Source organism: Pseudomonas yamanorum (assembly GCF_900105735.1).
In the GTDB taxonomy this organism is placed as follows: domain Bacteria; phylum Pseudomonadota; class Gammaproteobacteria; order Pseudomonadales; family Pseudomonadaceae; genus Aquipseudomonas; species Aquipseudomonas yamanorum.
In genome coordinates this window covers 3,314,013-3,328,916 of the sequence record NZ_LT629793.1, presented here as the reverse complement: position 1 = coordinate 3,328,916, position 14,904 = coordinate 3,314,013, and the positions used below count along the sequence as shown (strand labels likewise).

Annotated in this window: 14 protein-coding genes; 6 read left to right on the top strand and 8 right to left on the bottom strand. The window is 60.2% G+C overall.

What is annotated here, in order from left to right:
• Positions 1–31 precede the first annotated feature (31 nt).
• Positions 32–808: an N-acetylmuramoyl-L-alanine amidase gene (locus BLU46_RS15625; RefSeq protein ID WP_093203252.1), complete on the top strand. Its 777-nt coding sequence runs from the start codon at positions 32–34 to the stop codon at positions 806–808.
• A 16-nt stretch (positions 809–824) separates the two neighbouring features.
• Here the strand turns inward: BLU46_RS15625 and BLU46_RS15620 are convergent, their stop codons facing one another.
• Positions 825–2,612, bottom strand: a complete 1,788-nt coding sequence (locus BLU46_RS15620) for a KinB sensor domain-containing domain (RefSeq protein WP_063033697.1) — start codon at positions 2,610–2,612, stop codon at positions 825–827.
• 10 nt (positions 2,613–2,622) lie between these two features.
• Entirely contained in the window at positions 2,623–3,969 is a 1,347-nt protein-coding gene (gene algB, locus BLU46_RS15615; RefSeq protein ID WP_003214793.1) for a sigma-54-dependent response regulator transcription factor AlgB, read from the bottom strand.
• A 392-nt stretch (positions 3,970–4,361) separates the two neighbouring features.
• Between algB and BLU46_RS15610 the strand changes: the two genes are divergently transcribed.
• The 5 genes from BLU46_RS15610 to BLU46_RS15590 all read left to right on the top strand — a co-directional run bounded on the left by BLU46_RS15610 (position 4,362) and on the right by BLU46_RS15590 (position 8,746).
• On the top strand, positions 4,362–4,646 hold the full coding sequence (locus BLU46_RS15610; RefSeq protein WP_063033696.1) for a hypothetical protein: 285 nt from the start codon (positions 4,362–4,364) through the stop codon (positions 4,644–4,646).
• A gap of 77 nt (positions 4,647–4,723) precedes the next feature.
• Positions 4,724–4,888: a DUF1328 domain-containing protein gene (locus tag BLU46_RS15605; protein ID WP_003170804.1), complete on the top strand. Its 165-nt coding sequence runs from the start codon at positions 4,724–4,726 to the stop codon at positions 4,886–4,888.
• A 2-nt stretch (positions 4,889–4,890) separates the two neighbouring features.
• Positions 4,891–5,358, top strand: a complete 468-nt coding sequence (locus tag BLU46_RS15600; protein WP_063033695.1) for an inhibitor of vertebrate lysozyme family protein — start codon at positions 4,891–4,893, stop codon at positions 5,356–5,358.
• A 726-nt stretch (positions 5,359–6,084) separates the two neighbouring features.
• The gene (gene gltP / locus BLU46_RS15595; protein WP_063033694.1) at positions 6,085–7,416 is read left to right on the top strand and encodes a glutamate/aspartate:proton symporter GltP; all 1,332 of its coding nucleotides are present in this window, start codon (positions 6,085–6,087) and stop codon (positions 7,414–7,416) included.
• 100 nt (positions 7,417–7,516) lie between these two features.
• Positions 7,517–8,746, top strand: a complete 1,230-nt coding sequence (locus tag BLU46_RS15590) for a nucleoside recognition domain-containing protein (RefSeq protein ID WP_063033693.1) — start codon at positions 7,517–7,519, stop codon at positions 8,744–8,746.
• A gap of 92 nt (positions 8,747–8,838) precedes the next feature.
• Here BLU46_RS15590 and BLU46_RS15585 read toward each other — a convergent pair whose 3' ends face one another.
• From BLU46_RS15585 to BLU46_RS15560, 6 genes are all read right to left on the bottom strand, one after another.
• Positions 8,839–9,450 (bottom strand): ABC-type transport auxiliary lipoprotein family protein, encoded by a 612-nt coding sequence (locus BLU46_RS15585; RefSeq protein WP_093203248.1) that lies wholly within the window; start codon positions 9,448–9,450, stop codon positions 8,839–8,841.
• Positions 9,447–10,385, bottom strand: a complete 939-nt coding sequence (locus tag BLU46_RS15580; protein WP_063033691.1) for an MlaD family protein — start codon at positions 10,383–10,385, stop codon at positions 9,447–9,449. Before BLU46_RS15580 ends, BLU46_RS15585 begins: the two co-directional genes overlap by 4 nt.
• 1 nt (position 10,386) lies before the next feature.
• On the bottom strand, positions 10,387–11,190 hold the full coding sequence (locus BLU46_RS15575; RefSeq protein ID WP_093203243.1) for an ABC transporter ATP-binding protein: 804 nt from the start codon (positions 11,188–11,190) through the stop codon (positions 10,387–10,389).
• Positions 11,187–12,335: an ABC transporter permease gene (locus BLU46_RS15570; RefSeq protein ID WP_063033690.1), complete on the bottom strand. Its 1,149-nt coding sequence runs from the start codon at positions 12,333–12,335 to the stop codon at positions 11,187–11,189. The genes BLU46_RS15575 and BLU46_RS15570 overlap by 4 nt, the downstream gene beginning before the upstream one ends.
• Before the next feature lie 55 nt (positions 12,336–12,390).
• The gene (locus tag BLU46_RS15565) at positions 12,391–13,434 is read right to left on the bottom strand and encodes a DUF5924 family protein (RefSeq protein WP_063033689.1); all 1,044 of its coding nucleotides are present in this window, start codon (positions 13,432–13,434) and stop codon (positions 12,391–12,393) included.
• A gap of 72 nt (positions 13,435–13,506) precedes the next feature.
• Positions 13,507–14,889, bottom strand: coding sequence for a M16 family metallopeptidase (locus BLU46_RS15560; protein ID WP_093203239.1), 1,383 nt, complete (start codon positions 14,887–14,889; stop codon positions 13,507–13,509).
• Between the last annotated feature and the right edge of the window lie 15 nt (positions 14,890–14,904).

The window sequence follows — 14,904 nt, the reverse complement described above, 5'->3', positions numbered from 1 at the left end:
CATTATCGTCTTAAGCGTATTGTCTGCTGCCATGAAACTTCTGTGTTCTGCCTTTCTGCTTCTCCTGCTCGCCGGTTGCGCGAGTGGCCCTCGCCTGGACACCAGCCATCCGTCGGTGAACCACGACAATCGTGTGCAATTCGTCGTCGTGCACTACACCTCGGCGTCCCTTGAGCGTTCCTTGGCGCTGTTGACCCATGGCCAGGTCAGCAGCCATTACCTGATCGGTGATGATGCCTCGGCCACCATCTATAAGCTCGTGGATGAGAGCCAGCGCGCCTGGCATGCCGGAGAAAGCGAATGGATGGGCCGTACCTGGCTCAACTCCAGTTCGATCGGGATCGAGATTGTGAACCCGGGTTATCGCGATTTGCCGACGGGCCGCGTCTGGTACCCGTACTCCGAGGCTCAGGTGCAGTCGCTGGTGGTGCTGCTCAAGGACATCAGCAAGCGTAACGGTATCGACCCGCGAAATATCATTGGCCATAGCGACATTGCCCCGCTACGCAAGCTGGACCCGGGGCCGTTATTCCCCTGGAAGCGCCTGGCGGATGAAGGGCTGGGCATGTGGCCGGACGCCAAGGCGGTTGCCCGTTACCAGGTGCAGTACGCGGCCGATCTGCCGAGCATTACCTGGTTCCAGGAAGAGTTGGCGAAGCTGGGTTATCCGACGCCGCAGACGGGTGAGTTGGATGTGGCGACACGGCATGTGTTGGCCGCGTTCCAGATGCATTTCCGCGCGTCGCTGTTTGATGGGACGCCGGATGCCGAGAGTGCCGCGATCTTGCGGGCGTTGAATCACCAATAACGGTTGGCGCGTGATCCTACAGGGGCAGCGCCATATAGAACTGAGTTCCCTGCCCCGGCCGTGAATAAACCCCCATGCGGCCACCGTGCAATTGCACGATCTCCTTGCACAGAGCCAGGCCCAGCCCGGCGCCGCCTTTCTTGCGGCCTACCTGCACAAACGGTTCGAAGATCCGCCCTTGCTGGCCGTAGGCAATGCCTTCACCGTTGTCCTCGACGCTGACAATCACCCGTTCGCCATGGCGGCGCGCCTGCAAGCGGATCTGCCCACCGTCGGCAGTGTGCCGAAGGGCATTGCCCAGCAAATTGTCGAGTACCCTCTCCAACTGCGCCCGATCGGCATGCAACCTCGGTAGCGGGGATTGCTCCTCAACCAGCAGTTCGATGTTCTGCGCATTCGCCTGTTCCGCGAAGCGGGCGCGAGCATGTTCGAGCAGGTCGCTGATGTCGCACGGGCCGAGGGTGAGTTTCTGCAAGCCATTCTGGTAGCGCGAGAAGTTGAGCAAGTCGTTGATCAACTGCATCAGGCGCTGCATTTCCTCGTTGACCGTATCCAGCAGGTCCGCTTCGCGGGATTCCGCGGGAAACTTCGCCCGTTCCCGGAACAAGCCGAATGCCATGTGCATGCCTGTGACAGGCGTACGTAACTCATGGGACGCGCGCAACACGAACTCACTGCGCACTCGTTCAAAGGCGCGCTGTTCGGTGACGTCATGCAGCACCATTACCGCGCCCAGAATGTGCCCCTGGGTATGGCTGACCGGTGTCAGGCTATACGTCAGCAGGCGCAGCTCACCCTCAACCTCCACTTCCAGATCTTCAGGTGCACGCTCCAGGTTGCCGCCGCGCAGTACCAGGTGCAGTTGTTCATCCAGTTCCGGCCGGCCCAGGGCTTCGCCAAGGCCTTGGCCCAGGCGATTCTCGTCCCAGCCCAGTTGGCGCTGTGCCACCGGGTTAAGGTGTTCCAGTCGACCCTGGCGGTCAATCATCAGCAGGCCGTCGTCGATGCTGTCGAGAACCGCCTGCAGGCGTTGCTGCCCGGCAAGCAGTTCATCGACATTGGTTGCCTGATGTTGGCGCAACGCCTCGGCCATGATGCCGAAGCGTCGGGTCAGCAGGTTCATCTCCGCCGCCGACGAAATGGGCAGTGTGACTTCGAAGTTGCCCTGGCCGATCTTGTCGGCGGCCTTGGCCAGCGCTTCGATCGGCCCGCCAAAGCGTCGGGCAATGCCATGGGCGGTGATGAAGCCGATGATCAGCACTGCCAGCCCGACCAGACCCAGCAGGCCGGCGATCAACAACGCGCGTTCGCGGGACTTGTGTTCGGTGTCGTTGATGTTATCCAGGGCTTTCTTATGCTCGGCGATCAGGCCGTTGCGCAAGATATTGAAGCGCTCGGTCAGCTCGTTGTTGTTGCGCAGCTGCGCTGGAGCATTTTCCTTTTTATCGAATGCCTCGAGAAAACTCAGGTAGTCGGATTTGGCCTGAGTAAAACCGCTGGTTGCCGCGTCCTTTTGTTCGTGTTCGATGCCTTGCTGCAGCAGGGCGAAATAGCGTTGCTTGGAGTCTTCCAGCGCAGCAGTGTTCGGCTGTTCGTTGAGCATGATCATCAACTGGTCGCCGAGGGTCTGCCGAAGCTTGAGGCCCAGGTCCAGGGTGATGAAGTTGCTGCGAATCAGCGATTCCTGGGTCTTGGCCATTTGCATGACACTCACCAGGCCCAGCAGCAATCCCAGCAGGGCAACGGTGATCAGCGCGGAGATGCTCAGGAACAGCCGAGTGCGCAGCTTCATCGCAAGCTTCATAGGCTACAGCTCACAGGTTGTATTGTTTGCGTTTGCGGTACAGCGTTGACGCATCAATGCCAAGGGTGCGGGCTGCCTGGTCCAGGGTGTCACTGGTGGCCAGCACGGCGCCGATATGCGCCTTTTCCAATTCATCCAGGCTCAACGCCGCACCGATGCGCGGGGCGTTGTTGGTTGGCTGTTCGGCCATGCCGAGGTGGCTGATCTCAACCTTTTCCTGCGGGCAGATGATGCTGGCTCGCTCCACCACGTTGCGCAGTTCGCGGATGTTCCCCGGCCAGCGGTAGTTGAGCAGCGCCTCACGGGCTTCATCGCTGAAGCCGCGAGCCGGCCGCGCATATTCCTTAACGAAGCGCGCCAGGAAGCGGTCGGCCAGGGTCAGGATGTCTTCGCTGCGCTCGCGCAGAGGTGGCAGGTGCAAGGTGATGACATTCAGGCGGTACAGCAGGTCTTCGCGGAAACGACCGTCACGAACCATGTCTTCCAGGTTCAGGTTGGTGGCGGCAAGAATTCGCACGTCAGCACGGCGAGTCACTGGGTCACCGACGCGCTCGTATTCCTTGTCCTGGATAAAACGCAGCAACTTGGGTTGCAAAGTAAGTGGAAAGTCGCCGATCTCGTCGAGAAACAGCGTGCCGCCATCTGCCTGGTTGACCCGGCCCAGGGTACTTTCACTGGCGCCCGTAAACGCACCACGGCTATGGCCGAACAGCTCGCTTTCCATCAGCTCCGCCGTCAGCGACGGGCAATTGATGGTGACGCAGGATTTTTTCGCCCGCTTGCTCCAGCCGTGGATCGCTCGAGCCAGCTCACCTTTACCGGTGCCGGACTCGCCGAGAATCAGGATGTTGGCATCAGTGCCCGCCACCTGGCGTGCGGTTTCCAGCACTACCATCATGGCCGGGCTGTGGGAGTCCAGACCGTCCTTGGGCTGGCGCACTGCGCCTTCCAAGGCTTCCAGGCGCGCCGAGAGCTGGCGTACTTCCAACTGTTTGGCCGTGGCCAAGCGCAATTGGTCGGGGCTGCAAGGTTTGACCAGGTAGTCGGCCGCGCCGGCCTGGATCGCATCCACGGCGGTGTCGACGGCCGAATGGGCAGTGACGATTACCACGCGCATCCACGGTGCCTGGATACGCATTTGCGCCAGTACATCGAGGCCGTTGTCTTCGCCAAGGCGCAGGTCCAGGAAGCACAGGTCAAACACCTGGCGTTGCAACAGGGCATCGGCCTGGGCGGCGCTGTTGGCGGTGGCTACGGTGTAGCCTTCATCTTCCAGGCAGTAACGGAAGGTGCGAAGGATCGCGGATTCGTCATCCACTAAAAGAATGCGGCCTTGAAGTTCCTTGGCTGATTCCATCTGTCCCGCGCTCCCACTAAGAATGAATGATGTTGTTTAGTCCCGGAATAATCGGGCAAGTTGCATGGTTTATTCTGATTGATTAAAGCCGTCATCGCGCAGCTATCTGCCTTCTTCTTAAAGAGACGCCGTTTTGAGGCGTTTTTATCCCCTTCTTGCCCATTCGGCAGTCGACCGCTGCCTTCCTATCCCTTGATCCGACCAGTGACCATCGTGCATTTCGCACGGCAAGGATAGGGGCATCGTGCAGGATGCTCGTGGTATCAAAGCGCTTTTGTTTTCAAGTTATTGATTTTATTGGTTTTTATTTTGTTAAAAAACTGGCACGCAGGCTGCAATACACCTCATACGAGTTTCATAAACGAATAATCAGAATGCGGGAGAGATACAGCATGACTCGCCAAAGCCTGACCCAACTGCGTGTATCGCCACTGCGTCTGCAACAGGGGCTGTTTGCCAGCCTGGCCCTGATGGTGACCCTGATTGGCGGTCAGCAATTGGCGCATTGGCAGAGTCAGCAGCAAGTAGCCGCGCATTTTGAACGCCCGATGATGACCCAGACCCATTTCCGCTCCGTTGGCAGCACCGCCGCCAACGTGACAACCCCGCAACTGACGGCGGTTGAACAGGATTCCACCCTCGGCGACCTGCCTTATCAGGAACGCTGGGTGTTCTAAGCAAGACACGGTCCTTTAATCGAGCGACCGCAGGCACCACCGCTGTTACCCCTAAAAGAAGCGTAAGGAGAATCACCATGTTGAGTTGGGCAATCACATTTCTGATCATCGCCATTGTGGCTGCAGTCCTGGGCTTCGGTGGTATCGCGGGCACCGCCACGGGTATCGCCAAGATTCTGTTTGTGGTCTTCCTGGTGATGTTTATCGCTTCCTTCTTCTTTGGTCGTCGTGGCCGAGGCTGAACATGTTCAATTCGTCTCTTAAAGTCCTGGCTGCCGCCCTGTTGTTGGGCGGCAGCGGCTTGGCGCTGGCTGCCAATGACGGCCAGACCCGGGCCAACGAACTGCTGAGTGCGAACCCGCAGTACCGCGAAACCTGGCAGAGCGTGGTCAAGAAGGAAGAGCGCTTGCCGGAATGGGTGTTGAACCTGTCGGGCAGCGCTGAACAAATGAATGCCGTTGAAGAGGATGGCGACAAGTACTTGGTAGGGCCGCTCTGCGAGACCGCAGACACGTGCCTGAACAAGCGCCTGATCGTCGCTTTCAGCTTCGATAAGGAAGATGCCTACGCCATGTTGGTGGAAGTTCCTGCGGGCCTGCCTGCGGACAAATCGCCAACACGGCACGCCGACTACCGTTTTCTTGGCAAGCCGAACGAAGGCATGCAGAAGCTGCTGATGGAACAGCTCAAGAAAGATCCGAATTGGTACTAGGTTCGGTCTGACGACGCTGTCGTCTACCGTATCGTCCATAGAAAGAAGCGCCATGCTTCTTTCTGTTTGCACCGCCCGACAAGGGCGGTGCATGACCAAGGGGCCGGGTTGCTCTGATCGATCGGATCGGCGTGACCTACGGGGACAGGGAGTGCCTGCGCAAGGGCCGAGTCAGGTGAAAAGCTGCGACGCAAGTTCCCAAGCCAATGGTTTGTGGAACTTGCGACGGGCTTGCGGCTCTTATGCCCGCTTCAGTCATGCCGCCCATAGCGGCCATTTTCCTTTTTGCGTCGCCCCAACCATTTCTTGGTGTTTCCGCGTGACCATCTATCGAGAAAGTTTGTCTTCTGCCAGACGAGTTTTTCGATGGTATGCGTAGGAAATTTCAGGGGTTTTCAACCGCGACCGTAGATTTTCAAAAAACCCTGCGCAAGCCTGAAATGGCAGGTTCGCGGCATTTATGCCTGCCGAAATGTCGTATTCGAACTGACCGTTCAGACAGAAAAACTCAAAAAAACTCATGCCGATTCGGCATGGGGTAGGCGTTTACGGCATTAGACGTCGCCTGCTTGCATCGGAATAGTTGCGCCTTTTTTCGCCTGCCAGTGAGCCATATCGGCCAACTGCGGTGACCTTCTACGGGGGCAGATGCACACACTTTTTCGCTCTCGAGCGTTCCAGCTGCTGGCGCATCTGCCTGAGTCCACTTGAAGTAAGGGTAATGACATGAAGAAGGCAAAGCTAAGCCTCGCCTGGCAGATCCTCATCGGTCTGGTGCTGGGGATTGCAATCGGTGCGGTGCTTAACCATTTCAGTGCTGAAAAGGCCTGGTGGATCAGCAACGTATTGCAGCCCGCTGGCGATATCTTTATCCGCCTGATCAAGATGATCGTTATCCCGATCGTGATTTCGTCGCTGATTGTCGGGATCGCCGGTGTTGGGGATGCGAAAAAGCTCGGTCGGATCGGCGTTAAAACCATCCTTTACTTCGAAGTGGTCACCACCATCGCCATTGTGGTCGGCCTGCTGTTGGCCAACCTGTTCCATCCGGGTACCGGCATCGACATGAGTACCCTGGGTACCGTCGACATTTCCAAATACACGGCCACCGCCGCCGAGGTCCAGCATGAGCATGCGTTCATCGAGACGATCCTCAACCTGATCCCGTCGAACATCTTCGCCGCCGTCGCCCGTGGCGACATGCTGCCGATCATCTTCTTCTCGGTATTGTTCGGCCTCGGCTTGTCGAGCCTCAAGCCTGAACTGCGCGAGCCCCTGGTGACCATGTTCCAGGGCGTGTCCGAGAGCATGTTCAAAGTCACCCACATGATCATGAAATATGCCCCGATCGGTGTATTTGCCCTGATCGCGGTGACCGTCGCCAACTTCGGGTTCGCTTCGCTGCTGCCGCTGGCCAAGCTGGTGATCCTGGTTTACGTCGCCATCCTGTTCTTCGCCTTTGTGGTGCTCGGCCTGATCGCCCGCCTGTTCGGCTTCTCGGTGATCAAGCTGATGCGCATCTTCAAGGATGAACTGGTGCTGGCCTACTCCACCGCCAGTTCCGAAACCGTACTGCCGCGTGTGATCGAGAAGATGGAAGCCTACGGCGCGCCGAAGGCGATCTGCAGCTTTGTGGTGCCGACCGGTTACTCGTTCAACCTCGACGGTTCGACCCTGTACCAGAGCATCGCTGCGATCTTTATCGCCCAGCTGTATGGCATCGACCTTTCGATTGGCCAGCAACTGATGCTGGTGCTGACCTTGATGGTCACCTCCAAAGGTATCGCCGGCGTACCGGGTGTGTCGTTCGTGGTATTGCTGGCGACCCTGGGCAGCGTGGGTATTCCGCTGGAAGGCCTGGCGTTCATCGCCGGTGTCGACCGCATCATGGACATGGCGCGTACCGCACTGAACGTGATCGGTAACGCCTTGGCCGTACTGGTCATTTCCCGCTGGGAAGGCATGTACGACGACGCCAAGGGCGAGCGCTACTGGAACTCCCTGCCGCACTGGCGCACCAAGCAAGTGATGCCGGCCGGCGAGACCACTCGCGGCTGATCGCCAGAGTTGGCTCCTACACAAACCCCGGAAAATTCCGGGGTTTGTCGTTTCTGCCAGCCCCGCTATCATTCGCCCCATCTTTCGGGGGATTCAACTGATGCTCAATGGCCTGTGGCTTGGCTTTTTTATCGTGGCGATGGTGTCCGCGCTGGCGCAATGGCTGATTGGCGGTAACGCCGGCATCTTTGCGGCGATGGTGGAAAGCATTTTCGCCATGGCCAAGCTGTCGGTCGAGGTGATGGTGTTGCTGTTCGGCACCCTGACCTTGTGGTTGGGCTTCCTGCGCATCGCCGAGAAAGCCGGGATCGTCGATTGGCTGGCCAGGGCCCTTGGCCCTCTGTTCCGGCGCCTGATGCCGGAAGTACCCGCCGGCCACCCGGCCATTGGCTTGATCACCCTCAACTTCGCCGCCAACGGCCTGGGCCTCGACAATGCCGCCACGCCCATCGGCCTCAAGGCCATGAAGGCGCTGCAAGAGCTCAACCCCATCCCCAACACCGCCAGTAATGCGCAAATTTTGTTCCTGGTGCTCAACGCGTCTTCCCTGACCCTCCTGCCGGTCACCATCTTCATGTACCGCGCCCAACAAGGTGCAGCGGACCCAACGCTGGTGTTCCTGCCGATCCTGCTGGCCACCAGCGCCTCGACCCTGGTGGGCCTGCTGTCGGTGGCGGTGATGCAACGCCTGCGGCTGTGGGACCCGGTGGTGCTTGCGTATCTGATTCCGGGTGCGCTGGTACTGGGTGGTTTCATGGCCTTGCTGGCGACGCTCTCAGCCACTGCGCTGGCGGGCCTGTCGTCGATCCTCGGCAATCTCACGCTGTTCGGGCTGATCATGCTGTTCCTGGTGATCGGCGCGCTGCGCAAGGTGAAGGTCTACGAGGCGTTTGTCGAAGGCGCCAAAGAAGGTTTCGACGTGGCCAAGAACCTGCTGCCGTACCTGGTGGCGATGCTCTGTGCCGTGGGTGTGTTGCGGGCGTCCGGCGCGCTGGATTTCGGCCTGGAAGGGATTCGCCATGTGGTGGCATGGACCGGCATGGACACGCGCTTTGTCGACGCGTTGCCGACGGCGATGGTCAAGCCGTTCTCCGGCAGCGCGGCGCGGGCGATGCTGATTGAGACGATGCAGACCCAGGGCGTGGACAGCTTCCCGGCGTTGGTGGCAGCGACGATTCAGGGCAGTACTGAGACCACGTTTTATGTGTTGGCGGTGTACTTTGGCTCGGTGGGGATCCAGCGGGCGCGGCATGCGGTGGGGTGTGCGTTGTTGGCGGAGTTTGCTGGCGTCGTGGCGGCGATTGCGGTGTGCTACTGGTTCTTCGGCTAAGGCTTAAATTGCTATCGCAGGCAAGCCAGCTCCCACATTTTGATTTGTGAATACCTTCAAATGTGGGAGCTGGCTTGCCTGCGATGAGGCCTTCAGCGTTTTGGTGCTGTATTGCCCTGGCCCACCACCCAATCTACCACCTGCTTGTTCAGTGCATCCCCAGCCTGACCAAACCCGGCCACCACCGCCGGCACTTTGGTATCCCCCACCGGCTGTCTCACCTCAAACCGCTTGCTGGCAATAATCCGCTGATCACTGCCGCGCACCAGTCGCGCATCCAGCCGTATCACTACCTCAACCGCACTGCCGCGATACTCACTCTGAAACGCCTGCAACTGCCCGCCCAGCTCAAAGTCCGCCTGCAGATTGGTCTCATCGGTACTGAGCAGCGTCACCCGTCCGTCCCGCTGGAACCCGTCCAGCAACCGGTTACGCAACAGCACCGGTGCCGGATCGCTCCAGCGGGAATTCGCGTAGCTGCTGATCAGGTCACCGTTAGGTACTACGGCAATCCGCGGGCTGTCGAGGAATTCGCTGGTCTGCGGCTTGGCCACTCGCAGCGACCAGGCCACAGGGCTGGCCTGCGCGGTGGTCTGCGCCGAGGGTAGCCGGTACACGTCCGAAGGGTCCGCCTTGGGTAAGATCGAACACGCACTGACCAATGCCAGGGCAACGGGGGCGATCACTTGGTAAGCACGCTTCATGGCGTGAACTCCTTGTTCTTGTCGCTGCCCAGCAGGTAACCGCTGGGGTTGGCTTCCAGGCGGCGGGAAATGGCGCGCAACGAGCCCAGGGTCTCCCGCAACTCGCGCACCGCAGGTGCCAGTTCGTTGAGACCCTGCATGCCACTGTTGAGGGAGTCCTTGTTGTTGGTCAGCAAGGTGTCGAGGGTGGCCGTGCTCTGTTGAAGGGACTGCATGGCCTTTTCAGCACTGCCGAACACCTGCTTGCCCTGATCATTGAGTAAACCGTTGGCGTTGCGCATCAGTGCGGTGGTTTGCTCCAGGGTGGCGCTGGCCTGTTTGCTCACCTGCATCAATTGCTGCATCACTACCTTGATGTCGCCGCGTTGGTCGGCAATCGCGCCGGTGGTCTGTTGCAGGTTGTCCAGGGTATTGCTGAGGCGCTCGACGTTCTCCCGGGAGAACATGTGGTTGGCGTTGTGCAGCAGCAAGTTGATGCTGGTCATCAGGTCATTGCTGTTGTTCAGCAGGCGAGCGATAGGTGACGGTGAGGCGATGATTTGCGGCAACTCGCCGTCCTTGCCCTTGAGTTCCGGGCTTTGGGGCGTGCCGCCGCTGAGCTGGATGATCGAGGTGCCGGTGATGCCGGTCAGGGCCAGCTTGGCCTGGGTGTCTTCCTTGATCGGTGTTTGCCCGGCCAGACGGATGCGTGCCAATACCCGGCGCGGGTCTTTCGGGTCGAGGCGCAGGCTGGTGACGTCGCCCACCTTGATCCCGCTGTACTGCACGGCGCTGCCTTGGGACAAACCACTGACCGCCTCGTTGAAGATCACTTCGTAATCCTGAAAGGCGCTGTCGACGCTGGATTTGGCCAGCCACAGGCCAAACAGCATGGCGCCGACCACGACGATCACGCTGAACAGACCGATCATCACATGATGGGCTCGGGTTTCCATGTCATACCTCGTTGAGCAGTTGAGCGGCATCCAATGCCGCGCGGCCCCGTGGGCCATGGAAGTATTCGTGAATCCAGGCGTCGTCGGTTTCCGAGACGACATCGATGGCATCTGCCACCAGTACCTTTTTCTGCGCCAGCACCGCCACGCGGTCGGTGATGGTGTACAGCGTGTCGAGGTCGTGGGTGACCAGGAAGACACTCAGGCCCAACGCATCGCGCAGGGTCAGGATCAGTTGATCGAAGGCGGCGGCGCCGATCGGATCGAGGCCGGCGGTGGGTTCGTCGAGAAACAGAATGTCCGGGTCAAGCGCCAGGGCACGCGCCAGGGCCGCACGCTTGATCATGCCGCCGGAGAGTGACGATGGATATTTGTCCGCGGCCGACAGCGGCAACCCGGCCAGCGCCAGCTTTACCGCCGCCAGGTGTTCAGCATCGGGGCGACTGAGGCCGGCATGTTCGATCAGCGGCAAGGCAACGTTCTCGGTGACCGTCAGCGAGGAAAACAGCGCGCCCTTCTGGAACAGCACGCCGAAACGCCGCTCCACCATCGACCGCTCATGCTCCGAGAGGCTCGGCAAGTTCTGCCCGAACACCCGCACTTGCCCTTCGCTGGGCTGACGCAGGCCAATGATGCTGCGCAGCAGCACCGACTTGCCGCTGCCGGAGCCTCCGACGACGGCGAGGATCTCGCCCTTGTACAAGTCCAGGTCGAGGTTCTCGTGCACGCTTTGCGAACCAAAGCGATTGCATAGCCCGCGGACTTCGATCACCGCCTCAGTGGGCGCACGGCGCAGACGACTCACCAGCCCATCTCCATGAAGAACAGTGCGGCGACCGCATCCAGTACGATCACCACGAAAATCGATTGCACCACGCTGGAGGTGGTGTGGGCACCGACGGATTCGGCGCTGCCGCTGACCTTGAAACCTTCGAGGCAGCCGATGGCGGCGATCAGGAATGCGAAGATCGGCGCCTTGATCATACCCACGATAAAGTGCTGCACACCGATGTCCGATTGCAGCAGTGAGAGGAACATCGCCGGTGAAATATCCAGGGCCACGGCGCACACCACACCACCACCGATAATCCCCGAGAGCATCGCGAGGAACGTCAGCATCGGCAGCGCCACCAGCAACGCCAGCACCCGGGGCAGCACCAGCAACTCCATCGGGTCGAGGCCCAGGGTGCGAATCGCGTCGATCTCTTCGTTGGCCTTCATCGAGCCGATTTGCGCGGTGAAGGCACTGGCGGTGCGGCCCGCCATCAGGATCGCGGTGAGCAATACGCCGAATTCCCGCAGGAAGGAGAACGCCACCAGGTCTACGGTAAAAATGCTCGCGCCAAAACTGGCCAGCACCGTGGCGCCGAGAAACGCCACCACCGCGCCCACCAGAAAGGTCAGCAAGGCCACGATGGGGGCCGCGTCGAGACCGGTCTGTTCGATATGCGCAACCATTGGCGTCACGCGCCAGCGCTTGGGCCGGAATACGCCACGGGCGAAGGTTTCGAGGATCAGGCCGATAAAGCCCAGCAGTTTCATGCCGTCTTGCCAGACGGTGTAGACCGCGCCGCCAATGCGCGCGAGCAACATGATGCCGGCGGCTTCTTCCGGTTCTTTGACCGGCACACAGAAGTCGTTCAGGGAGCGGTAGACGGTTTTCAGCAATGCGCGGTCGGCGGTCGAGAGGCTGCAGTCGGTCTGTTCGGCGGACTGTTCGATGCGCTCGGGGCCGAGCAATTCCACCAGCAGCGAGGCGCCGGCCGTGTCCAGGGCGCCGAGGCCGTTAAGGTCGATGCGTGCGCCCGCGTCGTACTGGCCGTCGAGCTTTTCCGACAGCTTCTTCAGGTTGGCATAGTGGGCAAGCGTCCAATCCCCTGTAATCCTCAGCAATGGAGGCTGGGTGGACGTGTCCAGATGGGCTGCACCGGCCGTTGTGCTACTGGTCATAAGCTCCGAGCTTGTTTGGCTATTCCAGAATTCCTACGTAATAGCACGATCCTGCCTACTTTGGCGCGTCTGGCGTTGTAGCGTCCTGACCGGGGTCAGTCACCTTGAAGCGCAACACACCGATCACTTGGCCATCTTCGGTCAGCACCCTTACCTGCCACCGTCCCACCGAGTCGGGGGGGAAGTTCTGCTTGTGGGTCCAGGCCCGATAGCCTTCCTTGCGCCCACCATGGATGTCCAGGGCGATGCGGTCGACTTCCTTGCCGTTGAACTTCCACACATGGTAGATCCGCTCATCCAGGCCGCGCGGCGCGTTGATCGCGGTGTAGGCATACAGCCCGCTGCTGCGCAGTTGGGCGGCGCTGACTTCTGTCAGGTCATCGCCGGGCGTGCGGTCCTGCAATTGGGTGCTGATGGCTACTTCGGTCATCCACAGGGTAGCGGGCGGCACCCACGTGCGCAGGAACCATCCCGCGCAACCAATCGCTGCGGTAACCCCCAACAGCATCGCCCAGCCCTTGATGCTGCGCAGCGGCAGGCTCACGGCCAGGCTCGGGATCGACAGCAGCATCGCCACGCCGAGGGCCAGTTTGTAACTCTCGGCGGTGGTCAGGTGGAGGATGATCGGCAGCGCGGTCAGCAGGGCCGCAAACAGGGTCAGGGTGTGCAGTGCAAGAAAGAGCGAGCGTTTGGGCGCCAGCCATTTGTAGTACAGCGGGTCGGTGATGGAGACCAGCGCCGCCGCGCCCAGCAGGCCGGTAAAAATCGACTGGCCGCTGTTCCAGGTGGTGGTGACAAAAAAGAACGGCAGAACAAAAAACAGGCTTTCCTGGTGGATCATCTGCGTGGCGTAGCGCAGCAGCGGTTCGGGGATTTCCCGTTTGAAGACTTTGCTGAACAGTTGGGTGAGGCTGTTTTCGAGCATCAGCCATAACCAGCTCACCAGCATAATGATCGCGATCCAGCTGGCCATGCCTTGCTGGCGATCCACCAGGATGAAGCTGCTCACACCCGAGATGAAGCCGCCGAGTGCAATCACCCCTGGGTAGCGCTTCATCAGCTCGAGGATGCGCTGGATGTAGTGGGTCAGGTTAGGCATTCGGCAGTTCACAGTTTTTGTAGGAAAAAATCCCAGACAGAATAACGTTTTAGCCGTTTTCTCGGGGCCTCATTACGCAATCCCTTTGCGATAACGCCACGCGCCCAGCAACACAATCGCAAGCAGCCCCAGTGCGCCGGCGGCGATCCAGTTGAGGGTGTCGTAGCTGAACAACGGTTTCTCGATGCGCCAGTAGCCGTTCTGCTTGAGCAGCTCGCGCATGGCCTGGTTGGCTTGCTCCAGGCTGACGGCCTTGATGCGCTTGGCCGGGTCGCTGAAACGCCCTTTGGCGTAGTCGCCCGAGGCACTCCAGTAATAGTCGGCCAACGCGCTATTACCTTGAACGGCCCAAGCCTGGCGGGCGATGGCGGCTTGTTGCAGGCGGGCGAAGGTGGCCGGGTCGAGGCCGTCCTTGAGCAACTGGGCCCTGAGGGTTTCCAGTACGTGCTCGGCTTCGGGCAGGTTGTCGCGTCCAAGGTCGGCGTTGAGGCTCATGAAGCCGACACCGCCCAGCACTTCGCGCTCGCTCCATGGGCCGTAGGACAAACCATGCTGCAGCCGCAGTTGGCGATACAGCGCCCAGTCCAGGTAGTCCTTGAGCAGGTCGAAGGTTTCATCGTACTGGTCGTCCAGTACCGGCTCGGGGAATAACCAGTGCAGTTTGGCGTTATCACCGACCCAGCCGTGGATCAGGTCGCGGCGAATGGCGGCGGCGTGTTGAATGTCCGGCAGTGGGCGATGTTCGCTGGGATCAACCGGATCAAGCGCGCCATAGGTGCGTTCGAGATAGGCCGGCAGCAGCTTGTCGAGGTCGCCGACGATGATCAGGGTCATGTTGTTGGGGGCGTACCAGGCCTTGCGCAGCTTTTCCAACTGGTCGCGAGTCAGGTGCTCGACTTCGGCCCGCTCGGCGCATTTGAGGCCCAGCTCGACGGCAAGCTGACTGCTGGCCTTGTGGCCGAGGTCCTGGCGGTCCAGCAGGCGTTGCAGGTGTGAGTAATGGCCGCCGTCTTCGCGCTCCACCACCTGTTTGGCGGCGTTGATGTTGGCGTCGGTCAGCTGGGTGCGGGTGATGATGGCCAGCAGCAGGTCGAGTACCTTGCGCTGGTTTTGCGCCGGGGCCTCGATGACGAAGGTGGTGTCGGCGTTGCTGGTGTAGGCGTTCCAGTCGCCGCCGAGGGCTTGCATGCGTTCTTCCAGCTCACCTTCACCGCCGCCGTCTATACCGCTGAACAGCAGGTGTTCCAGCAGGTGCGGCAGCTCTTTGTCTTCGCAACTGAAGTCATCCAGGCCCACACCCACCACCAGGCGAATGGCCACGTGGCCGCGTTCAGTGCCCGGTTTGAGCAGCAACTGCAGGCCGTTGGGCAGGGTGTAGCCCTCGACTTGCAGGCGGTCAAAGGCAAAGGTGTGTGCCGAGCCCATGAGCAGGCAGGCGAATAGCAGGCGACGCATAACAGGCTTCCTGGC